Source organism: Pseudomonas sp. DF11 (assembly GCF_058148565.1).
This window is the reverse complement of the sequence record NZ_JBYVYN010000008.1, coordinates 13646-33290: the sequence shown is the minus strand read 5'-3', so window position 1 is coordinate 33290 and position 19645 is coordinate 13646. Positions and strand designations below refer to the sequence as shown.

General features: G+C 60.6%; 20 protein-coding genes. 16 read left to right on the top strand and 4 right to left on the bottom strand.

The window, feature by feature from the left end:
• The first annotated feature begins 20 nt into the window (after positions 1 to 20).
• A complete protein-coding gene (locus tag AC30D9_RS21835; protein ID WP_490144826.1) occupies positions 21 to 1601 on the top strand; it encodes a hypothetical protein in 1581 nt (526 codons plus the stop codon).
• Between the two features lie 96 nt (positions 1602 to 1697).
• Here the strand turns inward: AC30D9_RS21835 and uraH are convergent, their stop codons facing one another.
• Positions 1698 to 2051 (bottom strand): hydroxyisourate hydrolase, encoded by a 354-nt coding sequence (uraH, locus tag AC30D9_RS21830; RefSeq protein WP_490144825.1) that lies wholly within the window; start codon positions 2049 to 2051, stop codon positions 1698 to 1700.
• A 415-nt stretch (positions 2052 to 2466) separates the two neighbouring features.
• On the opposite strand from uraH, the gene puuE reads away from it, so the two are divergent.
• The 6 genes from puuE to AC30D9_RS21800 all read left to right on the top strand — a co-directional run bounded on the left by puuE (position 2467) and on the right by AC30D9_RS21800 (position 8234).
• The gene (gene puuE / locus AC30D9_RS21825) at positions 2467 to 3408 is read left to right on the top strand and encodes an allantoinase PuuE (protein WP_490144824.1); all 942 of its coding nucleotides are present in this window, start codon (positions 2467 to 2469) and stop codon (positions 3406 to 3408) included.
• Positions 3405 to 3920 carry a 2-oxo-4-hydroxy-4-carboxy-5-ureidoimidazoline decarboxylase gene (gene uraD / locus AC30D9_RS21820; RefSeq protein ID WP_134925356.1) on the top strand — a complete coding sequence of 172 codons (516 nt, stop codon included), beginning with the start codon at positions 3405 to 3407 and terminating at the stop codon, positions 3918 to 3920. The genes puuE and uraD overlap by 4 nt, the downstream gene beginning before the upstream one ends.
• A gap of 67 nt (positions 3921 to 3987) precedes the next feature.
• Positions 3988 to 4983 (top strand): allantoicase, encoded by a 996-nt coding sequence (alc, locus tag AC30D9_RS21815; protein ID WP_003204527.1) that lies wholly within the window; start codon positions 3988 to 3990, stop codon positions 4981 to 4983.
• Positions 4984 to 5103: 120 nt separating this feature from the next.
• Positions 5104 to 5607 carry an ureidoglycolate lyase gene (locus AC30D9_RS21810; RefSeq protein WP_039594514.1) on the top strand — a complete coding sequence of 168 codons (504 nt, stop codon included), beginning with the start codon at positions 5104 to 5106 and terminating at the stop codon, positions 5605 to 5607.
• Positions 5608 to 5658: 51 nt separating this feature from the next.
• Entirely contained in the window at positions 5659 to 6960 is a 1302-nt protein-coding gene (locus tag AC30D9_RS21805; protein WP_307574090.1) for a urate hydroxylase PuuD, read from the top strand.
• Positions 6961 to 7448: 488 nt separating this feature from the next.
• A complete protein-coding gene (locus AC30D9_RS21800; RefSeq protein WP_134925359.1) occupies positions 7449 to 8234 on the top strand; it encodes an outer membrane protein OmpK in 786 nt (261 codons plus the stop codon).
• A gap of 192 nt (positions 8235 to 8426) precedes the next feature.
• Here AC30D9_RS21800 and AC30D9_RS21795 read toward each other — a convergent pair whose 3' ends face one another.
• Both AC30D9_RS21795 and AC30D9_RS21790 read right to left on the bottom strand, forming a co-directional pair.
• Entirely contained in the window at positions 8427 to 9581 is a 1155-nt protein-coding gene (locus tag AC30D9_RS21795; RefSeq protein ID WP_307574092.1) for a patatin-like phospholipase family protein, read from the bottom strand.
• A 48-nt stretch (positions 9582 to 9629) separates the two neighbouring features.
• The gene (locus AC30D9_RS21790) at positions 9630 to 10562 is read right to left on the bottom strand and encodes a lipid A biosynthesis lauroyl acyltransferase (protein ID WP_134925361.1); all 933 of its coding nucleotides are present in this window, start codon (positions 10560 to 10562) and stop codon (positions 9630 to 9632) included.
• A gap of 118 nt (positions 10563 to 10680) precedes the next feature.
• On the opposite strand from AC30D9_RS21790, the gene minC reads away from it, so the two are divergent.
• From minC to AC30D9_RS21755, 7 genes are all read left to right on the top strand, one after another.
• Positions 10681 to 11418, top strand: coding sequence for a septum site-determining protein MinC (minC, locus tag AC30D9_RS21785; RefSeq protein ID WP_307574097.1), 738 nt, complete (start codon positions 10681 to 10683; stop codon positions 11416 to 11418).
• A gap of 201 nt (positions 11419 to 11619) precedes the next feature.
• Positions 11620 to 12432, top strand: a complete 813-nt coding sequence (gene minD / locus AC30D9_RS21780) for a septum site-determining protein MinD (RefSeq protein ID WP_003179114.1) — start codon at positions 11620 to 11622, stop codon at positions 12430 to 12432.
• Positions 12432 to 12686: a cell division topological specificity factor MinE gene (minE, locus tag AC30D9_RS21775; protein WP_003179111.1), complete on the top strand. Its 255-nt coding sequence runs from the start codon at positions 12432 to 12434 to the stop codon at positions 12684 to 12686. The genes minD and minE overlap by 1 nt, the downstream gene beginning before the upstream one ends.
• A 184-nt stretch (positions 12687 to 12870) precedes the next feature.
• Positions 12871 to 13506 (top strand): RluA family pseudouridine synthase, encoded by a 636-nt coding sequence (locus AC30D9_RS21770; RefSeq protein ID WP_109754504.1) that lies wholly within the window; start codon positions 12871 to 12873, stop codon positions 13504 to 13506.
• Between the two features lie 18 nt (positions 13507 to 13524).
• Complete coding sequence (locus tag AC30D9_RS21765; RefSeq protein WP_490144823.1) at positions 13525 to 14628, top strand: hypothetical protein; 1104 nt, start codon at positions 13525 to 13527, stop codon at positions 14626 to 14628.
• A gap of 100 nt (positions 14629 to 14728) precedes the next feature.
• A complete protein-coding gene (locus AC30D9_RS21760; RefSeq protein WP_134925363.1) occupies positions 14729 to 16018 on the top strand; it encodes a M18 family aminopeptidase in 1290 nt (429 codons plus the stop codon).
• A gap of 256 nt (positions 16019 to 16274) precedes the next feature.
• Positions 16275 to 16457 (top strand): hypothetical protein, encoded by a 183-nt coding sequence (locus AC30D9_RS21755; protein WP_057452462.1) that lies wholly within the window; start codon positions 16275 to 16277, stop codon positions 16455 to 16457.
• A 7-nt stretch (positions 16458 to 16464) separates the two neighbouring features.
• Here AC30D9_RS21755 and AC30D9_RS21750 read toward each other — a convergent pair whose 3' ends face one another.
• Positions 16465 to 17211 carry a UTRA domain-containing protein gene (locus tag AC30D9_RS21750; protein ID WP_134925364.1) on the bottom strand — a complete coding sequence of 249 codons (747 nt, stop codon included), beginning with the start codon at positions 17209 to 17211 and terminating at the stop codon, positions 16465 to 16467.
• 349 nt (positions 17212 to 17560) lie between these two features.
• Between AC30D9_RS21750 and AC30D9_RS21745 the strand changes: the two genes are divergently transcribed.
• Positions 17561 to 18628 carry an ABC transporter substrate-binding protein gene (locus tag AC30D9_RS21745; protein WP_134925365.1) on the top strand — a complete coding sequence of 356 codons (1068 nt, stop codon included), beginning with the start codon at positions 17561 to 17563 and terminating at the stop codon, positions 18626 to 18628.
• 209 nt (positions 18629 to 18837) lie between these two features.
• Positions 18838 to 19644, top strand: coding sequence for an alkaline phosphatase family protein (locus AC30D9_RS21740; protein WP_134925366.1), 807 nt, complete (start codon positions 18838 to 18840; stop codon positions 19642 to 19644).
• The last annotated feature ends 1 nt before the right edge of the window (position 19645 follow it).

Below are 19645 nucleotides of genomic sequence, written 5' to 3'. Positions count from 1 at the left end.
CTTGAGAACAGGCACTTTCAATGAGTCCAAGACGAAATACCCGACCCAATATTCCAAAATCGTCCCCCGATACACCTCACTCCAGTCGCGATACGACCCCGGAAACAACGTTCAACAATCCGATGAGAGGAGAAGGAGCCGATCAAGCTTCCATCTCGCCAACCGGACGACAAATTGAAGCCCCTGAATCGCAGACGCCGACTATTCAGATATCGGAAATTGCCTCGCGGACAGCCATTCAAGACGCCCCTATCTGGGTATCACTGGACAATTACTACCTTCCATCCGAGCTAGTGCCGCTGTTATCGGAGCCAGACGCAACCTCCGGAATCCGCACGTTCAGGACGCGCACCTACGTCGAGCTTGCAGAGGGCGGGACGGTCCTACTAGGTCGCGATGCCGAACAACATTACCGAGCCCGCTCAAGCACTGAACTCGTCGCCTCCGGACCACGCCTGGAACAGGTGGAGGGCAGCCTCCTGTGGCGTCGGGTTGCGGACCAGGAGATGCCACACGGCAGTGATACCGACCTGCACCATTGGCCAGCAGATGATGAGCCATCGCAAGCGGCTGCACCCAAACGCCCGCGTACGGCGTCCGAGCAAAGCGAAACCTCGCTGCAAAGCGCCCCGACATTCCAGAAAAACTGGGGAGTCGACCCCAAATTCACGCCGTCGGAATTGATCACCATAGACAATGTCCACTACAAGATGGTGACTCGCACCGAAGCGCGCGAATCCCCAATTACCTACATCCAGTCCCCCGCTCATCCCACCTATGATTTTGACCTGCTGGACGCCATCCTCAGGCATACACCCGACGAGCAACCTCGCGGCGTCATACAAGTCCCACCGGACAACCATTGGGAAATTGACGCCAGGCTTCCCTTTAAAAAACCGCTGACGGCCTACATCAGGGATCGTTTTCCAGAAGTCACGACAGCCACCCTGGAAAACATCGCAAGAAAACAATTCGAACTCGCCAACAACTCGTCATTCGCCACCGCAGGAGGCTTGACTGCACTCAGGCAGATTTTCAGCAGTTGGGAAAACGCAACCCATTCGTTGCACCCGCACTGGTCCGACCCGCTATTGATGCTGCCGATTCTCCCGACCTCTTCGGCCTCCAGAGGCGCTGCCCGCTCGATAGCCCTGCCCGTCCCTTCTTCGACCGGGACATTGGATCGGCTGGATTTCGATCCCTTGCGGTTCCAGCGACAGTGGCTTTATTTCATGACGACGTACTCGCCTGTGGATTTCAAACGCTTCATGGCCGCCCTTCTGACCCGAAACGGTTACACGGTCATGGAGCCCAACTCTTTCAACAGTTTTCCAGCATTGGTATTTCGACGAACAGAGCATGATTATGTATTTTTCATGAGCCTGCACCGCACCCGGATCCCGAAGATTTCCCTGCCCATGTACATGGATCCCACTACCGCCGGTACCCGCCTGGAAACCCAGGTCGGCGATGACGCGGCGAAAGTGGTCAAGGACGCCCAAAACGCCGACAAAATCATCTGGCTCAAAGGCGGCACTGAAATCCGCCCAGGCATTGCAGACACGATCTTCATCATCCGGGACGACAATTCCCGGCTATGAGGACGCCGCTCAAAAAAAAGCCCGCAGTGTGAGCGGGCGAAAACCAAAGAAGCTCTATGCGCAGTCGCTTCCAGGACCAGGCAGTTGCTTGGGGGCTCAACTGCCTCGATAGGTGGAATAGGCGTAAGGCGAAATCAGCAGGGGCACGTGGTAATGCTCCTGCTCGGCCGAAATGCCAAAGCGCAGCACCACCACATCCAGGAACGTCGGCTCGGAGAGCTGGACGCCACGCGCGCGGTAGTAATCGCCGGCATGGAATTGAATCTGATAGACCCCAGAACGGTAGTCATCCCCTTGCAACAGCGGCGCATCGCAACGGCCGTCGCTGTTGGTCAGCGCGCTGGTGACCAGTTGCAGTTGCGAACCTTCCACACGGTACAACTCGACCTTGATCGAGCTGCCCGGGCAGCCATGTGCGGCATCCAAAACGTGAGTAGTCAAACGTCCCATTGCTTGTGCGCGCCTCGCTGCGATGCAGCCCGACACGACGCCTCCTGAATCAGTTGAAAGACAGGCCGCACCGTTTCGGAGCACGAAACGCCACGGCGATGAGCGAATTAAGACACTTTAAAAGAAAATTGTACACAATAAAAACCGCACATTTTTCCCACAGGCATCCGAACGATGCCTGCATGGCCAATCTGAGGCCAAACCAACAGACACGCAATCCTTCCACTGATTAATTGACCAACTGGGCAGGTTTCTTGCAGTGTAGACGAACCAAGGTCAGTGGTGAAAAATGCAAGAAATCGGGCTTACAAACCGCACATAAAGTTGTATACAATCATTCCATCGTCGTGACGCTAGCCTGTGACCCATCGCCAGGGGCGCCACCCACATGGTTCGAACAAGAAGGAAAACTGCAGTGAGCGCTGACTACCCACGCGACCTGATCGGTTACGGCAGTAACCCTCCCCATCCCCAGTGGCCGGGCAATGCCCGCATCGCTTTGTCCTTCGTGCTCAATTACGAGGAAGGTGGCGAGCGCAATATCCTGCATGGCGACAAGGAGTCCGAAGCGTTCCTGTCGGAGATGGTCGCAGCGCAACCGCTGCAGGGCGAGCGCAACATGAGCATGGAATCGCTGTACGAGTATGGCAGCCGTGCCGGGGTCTGGCGGATCCTCAAACTGTTCAAGGAATTCGACATTCCGCTGACCATTTTCGCCGTGGCCATGGCCGCCCAGCGCCATCCGGACGTGATTCGCGCCATGGTCGCCGCCGGTCACGAAATCTGCAGCCACGGCTATCGCTGGATCGACTACCAATACATGGATGAGGCCCAGGAGCGCGAGCACATGCTCGAAGCGATCCGCATCCTCACCGAAATCACTGGCGAGCGTCCGCTGGGTTGGTACACCGGTCGCACCGGCCCCAACACCCGTCGGCTGGTGATGGAGGAAGGCGGTTTTCTCTATGACAGCGACACCTACGACGACGACCTGCCCTACTGGGAACCGAACACCCCCAACGGCAAGCCGCACCTGGTGATTCCGTACACCCTGGACACCAACGACATGCGTTTCACCCAGGTGCAGGGTTTCAACAAGGGCGACGACTTCTTCCAATACCTCAAGGACGCCTTCGACGTGCTGTATGCCGAAGGCGCCGAGGCGCCGAAGATGCTCTCCATCGGCCTGCACTGCCGCCTGATCGGCCGCCCCGCACGCCTTGCCTCCCTCAAGCGTTTCCTCGAATACGCCAAGAGCCATGAGCTGGTCTGGTTCAGTCGCCGCGTCGACATCGCCCGCCACTGGCAGCAGACTCATCCGTATCCGGGAGCTTCGAAACCAGGAGCTCCGAAATGACCGCCTTCCAGACCCTCAAGCCGTCCACCTTGAGCCGCGAAGCGTTCGTCAAAGCCTTCGCCGATATCTACGAACATTCGCCATGGGTGGCCGAAAAGGCCTTCGACCTGGGCCAGGACTCGTCCATTGACCAGATCGAAACCCTGCACCAGCGTATGAGCGACATCCTGTTGAGCGCCGATCACGCCAGCCAACTGGCGCTGATCAATGCTCACCCGGACCTGGCTGGCAAAGCCGCCGTCCAGGGCCAACTGACCGAAGCCAGCACCCACGAACAGGCCGGCGCCGGTATCCACCAATGCTCGAGCGATGAGTTCCAACGCTTCACCGAGCTGAACGAGGCCTATAAGGCCAAGTTCAAGTTTCCCTTCATCATGGCGGTAAAAGGCAGCAACCGGCATCAGATCCTCGCGGCGTTCGAAACGCGCATTCATCACTCGGTAGACACCGAATTCAAATGCGCGCTGGCAGAGATCAACAAGATCGCGTTGTTCCGACTACTGACCCTTTAGCGAGCAGCCCTGAGCCCCAGGCCCCTGCAAGCATCCCCAGCCAACTTATTAAAGGCAGACAAGAAGAATGAAAGCTTACGCCGTACCTTTCGAGAAGTTCGTCAACCTGGCCGACGCCCGCCTCGGCACCAAGATCATCTCGGTCACCGATGACTGGTTCGCCGACGCCAACCGTTTGTTCCAACCGACCCCGGCCGTATGGAAGGAGGGCGTGTTCGATGACAACGGCAAATGGATGGACGGCTGGGAGTCGCGTCGCAAGCGCTTCGAAGGCTACGACAGCGCGGTGATCCGCCTCGGCGTGGCGGGTTCGATCAAAGGCGTGGACATCGACACCTCATTCTTCACCGGCAACTACCCGCCGTCGGCCTCCCTGGAAGCCTGCTTCCTGACCGAGGGCGAACCGGACGAAAACACCCAGTGGACTGAAGTGCTGTCGGCCGTCGAGCTGCAAGGCAACAGCCACCACTACCACGAAATCAGCAACGACCAGGCCTTCAGCCACCTGCGCTTCAACATCTACCCCGATGGCGGCGTGGCCCGGTTGCGGGTCTATGGCATTCCGTACCGCGACTGGTCGGCGGTGGGCGACAACGAGCAGATCGACCTCGCAGCAGCCCTTAACGGTGGTCGCGCCCTGGCCTGCTCCGACGAGCACTTCGGCCGCATGAGCAACATCCTCAACCCGGGTCGTGGCGTGAACATGGGCGACGGCTGGGAAACCGCCCGTCGTCGCACCCCGGGCAATGACTGGGTAATCGTCGCCCTGGGCCATGCCGGCGAGGTCGAGAAAGTCATCGTCGACACCCTGCACTTCAAGGGCAACTACCCCGACAGTTGCTCGATCCAGGGCGCCTTCGTCAAGGGCGGCACCGACAGCCAGATCGAAACCCAGTCGCTGTTCTGGCGCGAACTGCTGCCCAGCCAGAAACTGGAGATGCACGCCGAACACACCTTCGCCGAACAGATCAAGGCCCTGGGGCCGATCACCCACATCCGCCTGAACGTGTTCCCCGATGGCGGGGTGAGTCGCCTGCGGGTGCTCGGCAAGGTCTCAAAATAAGCAGTGAGGCCAATCGCGAGCGGGCTCGCTCCCACAGGAGTACGCGGTCAAATGTGGGAGCGAGCCTGCTCGCGATAGCAATCGAACAAACAACACAAAATTTTGGATAAGAAGACCAGCATGCGCACACTCAAGATCGAACCGTTGACCAAAGAAGCCTTCGCCCCGTTCGGTGACGTGATCGAAACCGACGGCAGCGATCACTTCATGATCAACAACGGTTCGACCATGCGTTTCCATCGCCTGGCGACGGTGGAAACCGCCACGCCGGACGACAAGGCGATCATCAGCATCTTCCGCGCCGACGCGCTGGACATGCCGCTGACCGTGCGCATGCTGGAGCGCCATCCGCTGGGCAGCCAGGCCTTCATTCCGCTGCTCGGCAACCCCTTTCTGATCGTGGTCGCGCCACTTGGCGATGCACCTGTATCAGGCTTGGTCCGCGCCTTCGTCACCAACGGCAGGCAGGGCATTAATTACCATCGCGGCGTCTGGCACCACCCGGTGCTGACGATCGAAAAGCGGGATGACTTCCTGGTGGTTGATCGCAGTGGCACAGGCAATAACTGCGATGAGCATTTCTTCAAAGAGGATGAGTGTTTGATCCTCGCCCCCCACCAATAAGAGAAGGTCCGATCACGCGAATACAAGCGTGACGGGCGAGAGGTAAAGACTGTGGAAGCACATATGCTGGAATGGCTGAACCTGAGCGTACGCTGGGTTCATATGATCACTGGCGTGGCCTGGATCGGCGCGTCGTTCTACTTCGTCTGGCTGGAAAACAACCTCAATCGCGTCAACCCCAGGAGCGGCCTGGCCGGCGACCTGTGGGCCATCCACGGCGGCGGTATCTACCACCTGGAAAAATACAAACTCGCGCCACCGTCCATGCCGGACAACCTGCACTGGTTCAAGTGGGAAGCCTACTTCACCTGGATGTCGGGCATCGCGTTGCTGTGCGTGGTGTTCTACTGGAACCCAACCGTCTACCTGCTGGCACCCGGCAGCGGCCTGAGCGGCCCCGAAGGGGTCGCCCTTGGCCTCGGCTCATTGTTCGTCGGCTGGTTCGTCTATTCCTTTCTCTGCGACTCGGCCCTGGGCAAGCGCCCTGCCCTGCTCGGCCTGATCCTGTTCGTGCTGTTGATCGCCGCGGCCTATGGGTTCAGCAAAGTGTTCAGTGGCCGCGGTGCCTACCTGCACGTGGGTGCGGTCATCGGCACGATCATGGTCGGCAACGTGTTCCGCATCATCATGCCAGCCCAGCGTGCACTGGTGGCCGCCATCGCCGAGAACCGCACGCCCGATCCGGCACTGCCGGCCAAGGGCTTGTTGCGTTCGCGCCACAACAACTACTTCACCTTGCCGGTGCTGTTCATCATGATCAGCAACCACTTCCCGAGCACCTACGGCAGCCAGTACAACTGGCTGATCCTGGCCGGGATTGCCGTGGCGGCGGTGTTGGTGCGTCACTACTTCAACACCCGCCATGACAGCAACCGGTTTGCCTGGACGCTGCCGGTCGGTGCCCTGGCGATGATCTGCCTGGCCTACGTCACCGGGCCCAAGCCCATGCCCAGCGCCCCGGAAGTGGCCAAGGCACCCGGCGTGATCGAGTACCAGCCATTGCCGGAAACAGCAGTGGGGGGTGGCGCCAAACCGGCGACGGCACCCGCCGCACCGGCAGCGGTGCCCACTCAGGCCGCCAACGCCCAGGGCCCTTCGTTCGAGAAGGTCCACAGCGTGATCCAGGAACGCTGCTCGGTCTGCCACTCGGCCAAGCCCACCAGCCCGTTGTTCAGCGCCGCGCCGGGCGGGGTGATGTTCGATACCCCGCAGCAGATCCAGCAACAAGCCGCGCGCATCCAGGCCCAGGCCGTGACCAGCCAGATCATGCCGCTGGGCAACATCACCCAGATGACCCAGCAGGAACGCGATCTGATCGGCGCGTGGATCAACCAGGGCGCGCGGACCAACTGAGTCACGCCGTCCAACACCGTCACCCGTAATGCCGCTGACAGGCACCGGCTCACCACCGGTCGCCCGTCAGCGACGGCCTGCGCCCCGACAATAAAAACAAGAGCGAAGCACCCGATGATCAAGCCCCGCCATCACGCCCCAAATTCGCCGTGCATGCGCCGTTGCAGGGCACTTGAGCCCGTCAACGCAAGCCCGTATCCTGCGCGGCCGTTCGAAGCTGGCCGACAACAAAAAACCATCCGATCCTGACCGCCCCGCCAACTTATCCGGTGCCGGCAGACCAAAACGCGCCCCTGAAACCCCTTTTACGACTGTTCCAACAACAGCTGGACGGGCCCTTTCTGGCCTTGGCTCAGCTCTTGCTATCAGCATCTGCCACAAGCGAAAAGCTGACCGAACGGATGTTTTTATCCGTAGAAAAAAAGGCGCCACACCAGAGCGCTGACCTGAAAAAAAAAGCGGTATCACTTACCTTTGGGAGCAACCGAATGAACCACACGTGTACCAGCCTGATACTCGCAGGATCCATGCTGGTCGCAGGCCAGGCGATGGCCGACGACCTGTTCCAGTGGCAGAACAACAGCCTGACCTACCTGTACGGCAAGGATTTCCAGGTCAACCCGCGTATCCAGCAAACCGTGACCTTCGAACACGCCGACGCCTGGAAGTACGGGGACAACTTCTTCTTCCTCGATCGGATCTTCTACAACGGCCAGGATGACAGCCAGTCCGGCCCGAACACCTACTACGGTGAGTTCAGCCCGCGCCTGTCGTTCGGCAAGATCTTCGACCAGAAGCTGGAACTGGGCCCGATCAAGGATGTGCTGCTGGCCATGACTTACGAGTTCGGCGAGGGCGACAACGAGTCCTACCTGATCGGCCCGGGCTTCGACCTGGCGATTCCCGGCTTCGACTACTTCCAGCTGAACTTCTACAACCGCCAGACCGAAGGCCCACGCGCCGGCGACAACGTCTGGCAGATCACCCCGGTCTGGGCCTACACCATCCCGGTGGGTTCATCGGACATTCTGATCGACGGCTTCATCGACTGGGTGGTGGACAATGACAGCAATTCCAAAGGCACCTACCACGCCAACCTGCACATCAACCCGCAGATCAAGTATGACCTGGGTAAGGCGCTGAACCTGGGCGCCAAGCAGTTGTATGTGGGGGTGGAGTATGACTATTGGAAGAACAAGTACGGGATCGAAGACAGCGATGGTTTCAAGACCAACCAGAGCAACACCAGCTTCTTGCTGAAGTATCACTTCTGACCCCAGGATTTACATCCGTAGCAATACCCTGTGGGAGCGAGCCTGCTCGCGATTGCGGTGGGTCGGCTTGCATTGATTTTGAATGTACCGCCGCCATCGCGAGCAGGCTCGCTCCCACATTGTTTGTGTGTTGGGCTCAGTTTCGGCGTCCACCGCAAGCCCCCTGTGGGAGCGGACCTGCTTGCATCGCCCTCAGGACAACCCCAAGAACCGGGTCAGTTCCTCACGCTGCGCCAACGCATCCTGACGCCCCAGCTCGATCAGCTCGCTGCAATACCCCGCCTCGAACAACAGGTAACTCAGTACTCCCGCGCCGCTGGTCTTGGTCGCGCCCGGCCCGCGCAGGAACAACCGCAACGCGCGGGGCAGCTCCTGGCGATGGCGAGCGGCGATTTCGTCGATCGGCTGGCTGGGTGAAATCACCAGCACGTCCACCGGTGCCGCGCCGAGGGCGTGGGCCGGTACATCATCGGGCAGCAGGTGACTGAACCCGTTCAGGCGCTCGAGCAACTCGATGTCGCTTTCCAGGCTGTCGATGAACGTGCTGTTGAGCATATGGCCACCGATCTGCGCCAGGGTCGGTTGCAGGCCGGTGTAGCTACGCTCCGTGGGATCCTGCCCGCCGGCACCACGAGGGTTGCCACTGACGCCGATCACCAGCACGCGATTGGCTCCCAGGTGCAAGGCCGGGCTGATGGGCGCCGATTGCCGCACGGCGCCATCACCAAAGTATTGCGGGCCGATCCTGACCGGCGCGAACAACAAAGGGATCGCCGAGCTGGCCAGCAGGTGCTCCACCGACAACTGCGTCGGTACACCGATACGTCGGTGGCGCAGCCAGGCATCGATGGTCCCGCGCCCCTGGTAGAAAGTGACGGCCTGGCCGGATTCATAACCGAACGCCGTCACCGCCACCGCCCGCAGTTGCCGTTCGACGATGGCCTGCTCGATGCCTGAGGCGTGGAATTGAGCCTGGAGCAGTTCGCGCAGCGGCGAACTGTCGATCAGCGCCACCGGCAACTTGGCCCCCAGGCCCAGCAGGCTGTGGGTGATGAAACGCGTCGCCTGGGCGATCACGCCGCGCCAATCGCTGCGCATGACCTGGTGGCTGCGCACCGCTTGCCAGAACGCCGTCAGCCGCTCGATGGCGCTCTTGAAGTCCATCGCCCCGCTCGCCAGGCTGACCGCGTTGATCGCCCCGGCCGAGGTGCCGACGATCACCGGGAACGGGTTGTCCGCACCGTCTGGCAACAACTCGGCAATCGCCGCCAACACGCCCACTTGATATGCCGCCCGAGCCCCACCGCCGGAAAGAATCAAACCTGTAACCGGTTCAGCTGGGGTCATCGCAATGCTCCGTGCTCAAGGTGCTGCAAAAAATGCCGGACTGCCGGGTCAACCGCGCTTGTCGTACAGCTTCGGCTCGCCCGGCGGACGGCTCTTGAAGCGCCGGTGGGCCCAGAGGTATTGCTCGGGGCAATCACTCACCGAGCGCTCCACCCATTGATTGATGCGGATGCAATCGGCTTCCTCGGTCTCGCCCGGGAAATTGTCCAGCGGTGCCTGGATCACCAGACGATAGCCGCTGCCATCGGCCAGGCGTTCCTGAACGAAGGGCACCACCAACGCCTTGCCCAGGCGGGCGAACTTGCTGGTGGCGGTGACCGTCGCGGCCTGGATGCCGAACAGCGGCACGAACACGCTTTGCTTGGCGCCGTAATCCTGGTCCGGCGCATACCAGATCGCCCGACCGGCGCGCAGCAGCTTGAGCATGCCGCGCACATCGTCACGCTCCACCGCCAGGGAATCGAGGTTGTGCCGCTCGCGGCCCCGGCGCTGGATGTAGTCGAACAGTGGGTTCTTGTGCTCGCGGTACATGCCATCGATGGTGTGCTGTTGGCCGAGCAAGGCCGCGCCGATTTCCAGCGTGGTGAAATGCAGCGCCATCAGGATCACCCCCGTGCCCTCGCGCTGGGCCTGCTTGAGGTGCTCCAGCCCTTCGACATGGGCCAGTTTCGCCAGGCGCGAACGCGACCACCACCAGCTCATGGCCATCTCGAAAAAGGCGATGCCGGTGGAGGCAAAGTTTTCCTTGAGCAGGCGCTTGCGCTCGGCAGCGGATTTTTCCGGGAAACACAGTTCCAGATTACGCCGGGCGATGCGCCGTCGGTCGCCGGCCACCCGGTACATCAGCGCGCCCAGCGCACGACCGATGCGCAGCAGCAACGGATAAGGCAACTGAACGATCAACCACAACAGCCCCAGGCCGCACCACAGCAGCCAGAAACGAGGATGAAAAAATGCAGCTCGAAAACGCGGGCGATCCATTACAGCTTCCATTAGGACATGGGCCGCGCATTCTACATTGTTCGACCCGGGTTGCGGCTGGCGGACGATCTCGTTATAAGTCTCGGCACTTTTAGTGACAAGCCGTTGTACGCCGACCATGAGCCAAACCGAACCGCTAGACCAAGATCCCGTGTTCCAGCTGAAGGGCAGCATGCTCGCCATTACGGTGCTGGAGCTGGCCCGCAACGACCTGGAAAGCCTTGACCGGCAACTGGCGGCGAAAGTCGCCCAGGCCCCGAACTTCTTCAGCAACGCCCCGCTGGTGCTGGCCCTGGACAAGTTGCCGGCTGGCGAAGGCTCGGTGGACCTGCCGGGCCTGATGCGCGTTTGCCGCCAGCACGGCCTGCGTACCCTGGCGATCCGTGCCAGCCGCATCGAAGACATCGCCGCCGCCATCGCCGTGGACATTCCGGTGCTGCCGCCTTCCGGCGCCCGGGAGCGTGTCCTGGATCTGAACCCGGTCGAAGCGAAGAAAACCCCGGAAAAACCACCGGAGCCCACCATCAAGCCAACGCGTGTCATCACCTCGCCAGTGCGCGGTGGGCAGCAGATTTATGCCCAGGGTGGCGATCTGGTCGTGGTGTCCTCGGTCAGTCCGGGGGCGGAACTTCTGGCCGATGGCAACATCCATGTATACGGCCCGATGCGCGGTCGTGCGCTGGCCGGCGTCAAGGGGGATACCAAAGCCAGGATCTTCTGTCAGCAATTGAGCGCTGAGCTGGTTTCCATCGCCGGGCAGTACAAGGTTTCCGAGGATTTGCGTCGCGACCCGTTGTGGGGAGCCGGCGTGCAGATCAGCCTGTCGGGCGACGTGTTGAACATCATTCGGCTTTAACGGATACTGCCGCATTTTCCAAGCATCTCTAAAACGAGCGAAAACGGCTTAAACGACGTAGGAAAAAGGATCAGGCAGTGTTTACCGGAGGTAGACCCTTACCCGACATCCGATTCCAGCCAAGCCTGTCCAATTGCAGCAGTTTTCCAGAGATGTTTTTCAGGGGCTGACAAAGTCCTTTTTCCTTAGGGGTGAAACACCTTGGCCAAGATTCTCGTGGTTACATCCGGCAAGGGTGGTGTGGGTAAGACCACCACCAGCGCCGCTATCGGTACCGGCCTCGCTCTGCGCGGCCACAAGACAGTCATCGTCGACTTCGACGTCGGCCTGCGTAACCTGGACCTGATCATGGGTTGCGAGCGTCGCGTAGTCTATGACTTCGTCAACGTGGTCAACGGCGAAGCGAACCTGCAACAAGCCCTGATCAAGGACAAGCGCCTTGAGAACCTCTACGTGCTGGCCGCCAGTCAGACCCGCGACAAAGACGCGCTGACCCAGGAAGGCGTGGAAAAGGTGCTGATGCAGCTCAAGGAAGACTTCGAGTTCGTGGTCTGCGACTCCCCGGCCGGTATCGAGAAAGGTGCCCACCTGGCCATGTACTTCGCCGACGAAGCGATTGTCGTGACCAACCCGGAAGTCTCGTCGGTCCGTGACTCCGACCGCATGCTGGGCCTGCTGGCGAGCAAATCCCGGCGCGCCGAGAAGGGCGAAGAGCCGATCAAGGAACACTTGCTGTTGACCCGCTACAACCCGCAACGGGTCAGCGATGGCGAAATGCTGGGCGTCGAAGACGTCAAGGAAATCCTCGCCGTCACCCTGCTGGGTGTCATTCCGGAATCCCAAGCGGTACTCAAGGCCTCCAACTCCGGCGTACCGGTGATTCTCGACGACCAGAGCGATGCCGGCCAGGCGTACAGCGATGCCGTCGATCGCCTGCTGGGCAAGACCGTGGAGCATCGTTTCCTCGATGTAACGAAGAAAGGTTTCTTCGAGCGCCTGTTTGGAGGTAGGTAATGAACCTTTTTGACTTCTTTCGTGCCAACAAAAAGCCCAGTACCGCCTCGGTCGCGAAAGAGCGTCTACAGATCATCGTGGCGCACGAGCGCGGCCAACGCAGCACCCCTGACTACCTGCCAGCCTTGCAGAAAGAACTGGTGGAAGTGATCCGCAAGTACGTCAACATCGGCAGCGATGACGTGCATGTGGCGCTGGAAAGCCAGGGCAGTTGCTCGATCCTGGAACTCAACATCACCCTGCCGGATCGCTGATCGCTCCGGCTGGAGCCACGGCGGCTCGGGTCCCTACAGCCCTTTTTTGTGGGAGCGGGCTTGCTCGCGAAAGCGGTGTATCAGACACATTGATACTGAATGTGCCACCGTCTTCGCGAGCAAGCCCGCTCCCACAAGGGCCGGGCCCGAGCCGCCGTTGGCGTTTGTAACGAGACTGTTTTCAATGCCCCTGTCCAACATCCGCATCATTCATCAGGACGCCGCTGTCCTGGTGGTCGACAAGCCGACCCTGCTCCTCTCCGTGCCCGGCCGGGCCGACGACAACAAAGACTGCCTGATCACCCGCCTGCAGGAAAACGGCTATCCGGAAGCGCGAATCGTGCACCGACTGGACTGGGAAACCTCCGGCATCATCCTGTTGGCTCGTGACCCGGATACCCATCGCGAACTGTCCCGGCAGTTTCATGACCGCGAAACCGAAAAGGCCTACACGGCACTGTGCTGGGGCCAACCGGAGCTGGACAGCGGCACCATTGACCTGCCGCTACGCTACGACCCGCCGACCAAACCGCGACATGTGGTGGACCACGAGCACGGCAAACATGCCCTGACCTTCTGGCGCGTGCTGGAACGTTGCGGCGACTGGTGCCGGGTCGAACTGACGCCGATCACCGGGCGCTCGCACCAACTGCGCGTGCACATGCTGTCCATCGGTCACCCGCTGCTGGGTGACGGGCTCTACGCCCACCCGCAGGCCCTCGCCGCCTGGCCACGCCTATGCCTGCACGCCAGCATGCTGAGCTTCACCCATCCGCAAAGCGGCGAGCGCCTGCGCTTCGAGTGCCCGGCACCGTTCTAATTCCGATAAAGGCTTGGCATGCAGGTTATTGATTTTCAGGAAACACCTATCAAAAAAGTTCGTCACCAACTGCTGTACCTGATCTACGGCGACAAGGACGCTTATCGCCACGAGGCCAAATTCAGCATCCTGACCGCCCTGGCCCACGGCAATCCGTCGACGCTGCCCAACATCAGGATTCTGACCGATCGCCCTGAGGATTATCAGGGCTGGCCGGTCGAGACCCTCGCGCTGCCCCCGCAATTGCTGGCCGAATGGCAAGGCAATAATGGTTACATTCACCGACGCAAGGCCTGCGCCATCGCGGCCGGCCTGACGCTGGCGGAAAAAACCCTGTTCGTCGACACCGACACACTGTTCCTCGCCGCCCCCGAGCTGCTGTTCGAGCAAATCCAGCCAGGGCAGTACCTGATGGACAGCTTCGAATACAACTGGGACTACGTGTGCGAACGCGAGGATTACCGCAGGCTGGGCACTTGCCTGCGCGTCCACGGCGTGACTCGGGAGAACAGTTTCAAGCTCTATAACAGCGGGCTGTGCGGAGTGACCGATCACGATGCTTCGTTGCTGGCCGAGGCCATCGGGTTGATCGATGAATGGACCGAAGGTGGCTTCGACATCCACACCATCGAACAGATCGCGCTTTCGTTCGCCATGCGCAACCAAACCATTAACGAAGCCAACCAGCACGTCTATCACTACTTCGCCGAGAAACACTTCTTCCACACCATGCAGGCACACTTCTTTGCCCAGCACGGCGAGGCGTTCAGCGCGCAGCTGATCGAGCGCTGCCATGACGTACCACGTACCCGGCCTTTCCCGTCGGCCTGGCGGCGACTGAAGATCAAATGGAAATTGCGCCACCAGCGCGGCACCTTGCACAGGATCGGTCGCGACCTGCTGTATGGCAGCGCGGCGCCGGAGCATCCTTACTACAACCTGTGCCGGCACCATTGGTGGGACTCGGCCTCGCGGGAGATTCTTCGCCTGGACCCGCAGCGTCGGCAAGAGCTGTTCGGCCAACTGGAACACTGGCCGCAGCACCTGCCAGAACCGTCCAAGGCGCAAGACAAGCCCCTGATCATGGCGCACTTGCGCAAACGGACCATGGCCTCGGGCTGATCGATACCGAGGCCGCAGAACGATCCGCGACAGGGGATTGGGCCTGCAATGCAGGCTGTCGATGGGGTAAACTGCCGCCCATTGCTGTCTGGAGTTACTTATGCGCGCAGAGTTGAACCAGGGCCTGATCGACTTCCTCAAGGCCTCCCCTACCCCATTCCATGCCACCGCCAGCCTTGCCCAGCGTCTCGAGGCGGCGGGCTATCAGCGTCTTGACGAGCGCGAGACCTGGGCCACCGAGGCCAACGGTCAATACTACGTCACGCGCAACGACTCCTCGATCATCGCCTTCAAGCTGGGCCGCAATTCACCGCTGCACGATGGTATCCGCCTGGTCGGCGCCCACACCGACAGTCCCTGCCTGCGGGTCAAGCCGCAGCCGGAACTGCAACGCCACGGGTTCTGGCAACTGGGCGTGGAAGTCTATGGCGGCGCACTGCTGGCGCCGTGGTTCGACCGCGACCTGTCCCTGGCCGGGCGTGTGACCTTCCGCCGCGACGGCAAGGTCGAAAGCCAGTTGATCGATTTCAAGGCACCGATCGCCACGATTCCGAACCTGGCCATCCACCTCAATCGCGAAGCCAACCAGGGCTGGGCAATCAACCCGCAGAATGAGTTGCCACCGATCCTCGCCCAGTTTGCCGGGGACGAGCGTGTTGATTTCCGGGCCGTACTCACCGATCAGTTGGCCCGCGAACACGGCCTGAATGCCGACGTGGTGCTCGATTACGAGTTGAGTTTCTACGATACGCAAAGCGCCGCGGTCATTGGCCTCCACGGCGATTTCATTGCCGGCGCACGCCTGGACAACCTGCTGTCGTGCTACGCCGGCCTGCAAGCCTTGCTGAACGCCGACACCGAGGAAACCTGCGTACTGGTGTGCAACGATCACGAGGAGGTCGGCTCATGCTCGGCCTGTGGCGCCGATGGCCCGATGCTGGAACAGACCCTGCGTCGCCTGCTGCCTGAAGGTGAAGAGTTCGTACGCACCATTCAGAAATCCCTGCTGGTATCGGCGGACAACGCCCACGGCGTGCACCCCAACTACGCCGACAAGCACGACGCCAACCACGGCCCCAAGCTCAACGCCGGGCCGGTGATCAAGGTCAACAGCAACCAACGCTACGCCACCAACAGCGAAACCGCCGGGTTCTTCCGCCATCTGTGCATGGCTGAAGAAGTGCCGGTGCAGAGCTTCGTGGTGCGCAGCGACATGGGCTGCGGCTCGACCATCGGCCCGATCACCGCCAGCCAGCTGGGCGTGCGCACCGTGGACATCGGCCTGCCGACCTTCGCCATGCATTCGATCCGCGAGCTGTGCGGCAGCCATGACCTGGCGCACCTGGTGAAGGTGTTGAGCGCGTTCTATGCGAGTCGCGAGCTGCCGTAACCTGCTTGGACCAAAGGTATGCGAGACACTTGTGGCGAGGGGATTTGTCCCCGCTGGGTTGCGCAGCAACCCCCTGCTTCCTACCGGATAATCACGGTGCTTGATGGATTCTGGGGCTGCTTCGCAGCCCAGCGGGGACAAATCCCCTCGCCACAACAGTGCCCGCTTCTGGATCGTAGAGGTCGTGACATACATCATCACACCCCGGCCAAACCCCAACTAGACTGACCTTATCCTCCCCGACAAGGCTGTCGCCATGATCTCGATGTCTTCGTTCAACGCCATGCTGGTGCCTATCATTGCCGGCATGATCCTGCTGGCCATTGGCTTCAATTTCCGTGACAAGGGCGTCGGGGTCTTTGCCATGTGGATCGGCATGTTGTTGATCCTCGCCACGGTAGTGATCAAGATCCTGAGCAAGCTCAACGAGTCGCTCTGAGCCTGCCTCAGGCTCCCGGCGATTGGTCCGGCACAGGTTGCTCCGGCACATCCACGCCGACGTGGATCGCATCGTGTCGCCAGAACTCCAGGTCACAATCGATCAGCCGCTGGTGCTGGTCATAGTTGACCCGTGCAATCCGAAGCCCGGGGCTACCCACCGACACCTTCAACGCCGCGGCCGCTTCCGGCTGTAGCGAGGTGGGTACGATTTCAAACTTCACCCGGCCGTAATGCAGGTCGTAATGACGGGCATACAGCTCGGTGATGGACTGGTTGAGATCGAACCCGAGGATGTCCGGAAAATACTGCGGGTTGAGGTAGTGCTCGACGTACAGCACCAGCCGCTCGTCGATACGCCGCACGCGACAGATCTGGATCACGCTGGACAGCGCCGGCAACTGCAACCAGGCACACACCGCCGCCGAGGCCGGTTGCAGGCGCGCAGAAATCACTTGGGTAGAAGGCACACGTCCCTGGGCCGCGACCATGGCGTGGAAATGGCTGCGCTGCATCAGGTTGTAGGCCAGACGGGGCGGTGAGACGAACCAGCCACGACGCTCCTCCCGATAGATCTGCCCCTGGGCTTCTAGCTGCAGCAAGGCCTCACGCACGGTAATGCGCGTGGTCCCGAACAATTCACTGAGCTTGCGCTCGGCCGGCAACTTGCTGCCGGGCGCCAACAACCCGTGGTCGAGCTGCTCTTGCAGGACCTGTCCGATGGCTGTCACCGCTTTGGTTGCATCGATGCGCATCAACGTTACCTATCTGGACTAGACCAGCACTATTTCGGGGCGAGATCGATTGTCTATCGATCCGCTTCTTGGTCCAGCAAGCCTAGGCACTGCATATGACTGACAGATGACAGAGCCGCCGAACGGTCGTCTTGCAAGCGTGCAAATTAACGGCCAAGTCCTTGCAGATCAGCTGTTTAACCATGGTCTACGCTTAATTCGCAGCCAACCTCCACGAGCCTGGCCTTTCCCGGGATATCCGGCACCGACATCAAAATGTCACAGGGCTCGCCTAAATTGGCTCAGGTATTGCTGACCTAGACCAACACAACCGTAATCGCAGCGTTGAAAACGCCCATAGGAGCTTCGGATGAAACAGCTTTTCCTGGCATCACTGTTAGGCTCGACCATTGCCATGTGCACCGCCGCCATGGCCGCTGACACCGATCTGAAAACATTGGAAGCCGCTGCGAAAGCGGAAGGCGCCGTGAACAGCGTCGGCATGCCCGATGACTGGGCAAACTGGAAAGGCACTTGGGACGACCTGGCCAAGATCTATGGCTTGAAACACATCGACACCGACATGAGCTCGGCCCAGGAAATCGCCAAGTTCGCCGCCGAGAAAGACAACGCCAGCGCCGACATCGGTGACGTCGGCGCGGCTTTCGGCCCGATCGCGGTCAAGCAAGGCGTGGTGCAACCCTACAAGCCAAGCACCTGGGAACAGGTTCCAGCCTGGGCCAAGGACAAGGATGGCAACTGGGCATTGGCCTACACCGGCACCATCGCGTTCATCATCAACAAGAAACTGCTGCACGGTTCCGAAGCACCGACCAAATGGGCCGACCTGAAAACTGGCAAATACAAAGTCTCCATCGGTGACGTGAGCACTGCGGCCCAGGCCGCCAACGGCGTGCTGGCAGCCGCCTTGGCCAACGGTGGCGACGAGAAAAACCTCCAACCGGCGCTGTTGATGTTTGCCGAGATCGCCAAGCAAGGGCGCCTGTCCATGGCCAACCCGACCATCGCCACCATGGAAAAAGGTGAAATCGAAGTGGGTGTGGTCTGGGATTTCAACGGCCTGAGCTACAAGGCCAAGATGGCCAACCCGGATGACTACGTCGTGCTGATCCCGTCCGACGGCTCGGTGATTTCCGGCTACACCACCATCATCAACAAATACGCCAAGCATCCGAACGCCGCCAAGCTGGCCCGCGAATACATCTTCAGCGACGCCGGCCAGATCAACCTGGCCAAGGGTAACGCCCGTCCGATCCGCGCCGAGCACCTGACCCTGCCGGAAGAGGTCAAGGCCAAGCTGCTGCCGAACGAGCAGTACAAAGGCGTGACCCCGATCAAGGATGCCGATGCGTGGGAGAAGACTTCCAAGGCGCTGCCGCAGAAATGGCAGGAAGAAGTGATCATCAATATGCAGTAAGGCGCTAGCTCCCGCTCGGATATCCACTGAGGATCCCTTGTGGGAGCAAGCACTGTGGGAGCAAAGCTTGCTCGCGATAAACGATGACACGGTCTCCCAGTTGCACCGTGTCGCCAGCATCGCGAGCAAGCTTTGCTCCCACAGGCCTGCTCCCGCATTGGCCGAGGTGAGTCCGAGTTTCCTGGTATCTGTCCGGAGTCCCGCTACCCATGAAGCACAACGTCATCCTGGTGGTGCTCGACGGCCTCAACCATGAGGTCGCCCGGCATGCCATGGGGCATTTGCAGGCTTACGTCGGCGCAGGACGCGCGGCCCTCTACAAACTGGAATGTGAATTGCCCGCCCTGTCCCGTCCGCTCTACGAATGCATCCTCACCGGCGTCGTGCCCATCGACAGCGGGATCGTGCACAACAACGTCACGCGCCTGTCGAACCAGCGCAGCATTTTCCACTACGCCACTCAGGCCGGCCTGAGCACGGCGGCCGCGGCGTATCACTGGGTCAGCGAGCTCTACAACGTTTCGCCTTTCGTGGCCGGTCGTGATCGTCACACCGACAACCCCGACTTGCCGATCCAATACGGACATTTCTATTGGAATGACCACTACCCCGATTCCCATCTGTTCGCCGATGCCGAACACCTGCGCCAGCGCTACCTGCCGAACTTTTTGCTGGTGCATCCGATGAACATCGACGACGCCGGCCACAAACACGGCCTCGACACCCCGCAATACCGCAACAGCGCGCGCTCGGCCGACATCAACCTGGCGGTCTACCTGCAGGCTTGGCTCGATGCCGGCTACCAGGTGCTGGTGACCTCCGACCACGGCATGAACAACGACCGCTCCCACAACGGCCTGCTGGCCGAAGAACGGGAAGTGCCGCTGTTTGTCCTCGGTGACGGCTTCAGCCTCGATCCCGCTGCGGCGCCCCGGCAGACCGAACTGTGCGGCACCATCTGCCAGCTGCTCGGCGTTGCCCACGACAAACCCTATTGCCAGGAATTACTCAAGTGAA

Coding starts and splice junctions, on each gene's coding strand:
- AC30D9_RS21835 (WP_490144826.1), top strand. CDS start 21: ATGAGTCCAAGACGAAATACCCGACCCAATATTCCAAAATCGTCCCCC.
- uraH (WP_490144825.1), bottom strand. CDS start 2,051: ATGGGACGTTTGACTACTCACGTTTTGGATGCCGCACATGGCTGCCCG.
- uraD (WP_134925356.1), top strand. CDS start 3,405: ATGACCGCCTTCCAGACCCTCAAGCCGTCCACCTTGAGCCGCGAAGCG.
- alc (WP_003204527.1), top strand. CDS start 3,988: ATGAAAGCTTACGCCGTACCTTTCGAGAAGTTCGTCAACCTGGCCGAC.
- AC30D9_RS21810 (WP_039594514.1), top strand. CDS start 5,104: ATGCGCACACTCAAGATCGAACCGTTGACCAAAGAAGCCTTCGCCCCG.
- AC30D9_RS21800 (WP_134925359.1), top strand. CDS start 7,449: ATGAACCACACGTGTACCAGCCTGATACTCGCAGGATCCATGCTGGTC.
- AC30D9_RS21795 (WP_307574092.1), bottom strand. CDS start 9,581: ATGACCCCAGCTGAACCGGTTACAGGTTTGATTCTTTCCGGCGGTGGG.
- AC30D9_RS21790 (WP_134925361.1), bottom strand. CDS start 10,562: ATGGATCGCCCGCGTTTTCGAGCTGCATTTTTTCATCCTCGTTTCTGG.
- minC (WP_307574097.1), top strand. CDS start 10,681: ATGAGCCAAACCGAACCGCTAGACCAAGATCCCGTGTTCCAGCTGAAG.
- minE (WP_003179111.1), top strand. CDS start 12,432: ATGAACCTTTTTGACTTCTTTCGTGCCAACAAAAAGCCCAGTACCGCC.
- AC30D9_RS21770 (WP_109754504.1), top strand. CDS start 12,871: ATGCCCCTGTCCAACATCCGCATCATTCATCAGGACGCCGCTGTCCTG.
- AC30D9_RS21765 (WP_490144823.1), top strand. CDS start 13,525: ATGCAGGTTATTGATTTTCAGGAAACACCTATCAAAAAAGTTCGTCAC.
- AC30D9_RS21760 (WP_134925363.1), top strand. CDS start 14,729: ATGCGCGCAGAGTTGAACCAGGGCCTGATCGACTTCCTCAAGGCCTCC.
- AC30D9_RS21755 (WP_057452462.1), top strand. CDS start 16,275: ATGATCTCGATGTCTTCGTTCAACGCCATGCTGGTGCCTATCATTGCC.
- AC30D9_RS21750 (WP_134925364.1), bottom strand. CDS start 17,211: ATGCGCATCGATGCAACCAAAGCGGTGACAGCCATCGGACAGGTCCTG.
- AC30D9_RS21745 (WP_134925365.1), top strand. CDS start 17,561: ATGAAACAGCTTTTCCTGGCATCACTGTTAGGCTCGACCATTGCCATG.
- AC30D9_RS21740 (WP_134925366.1), top strand. CDS start 18,838: ATGAAGCACAACGTCATCCTGGTGGTGCTCGACGGCCTCAACCATGAG.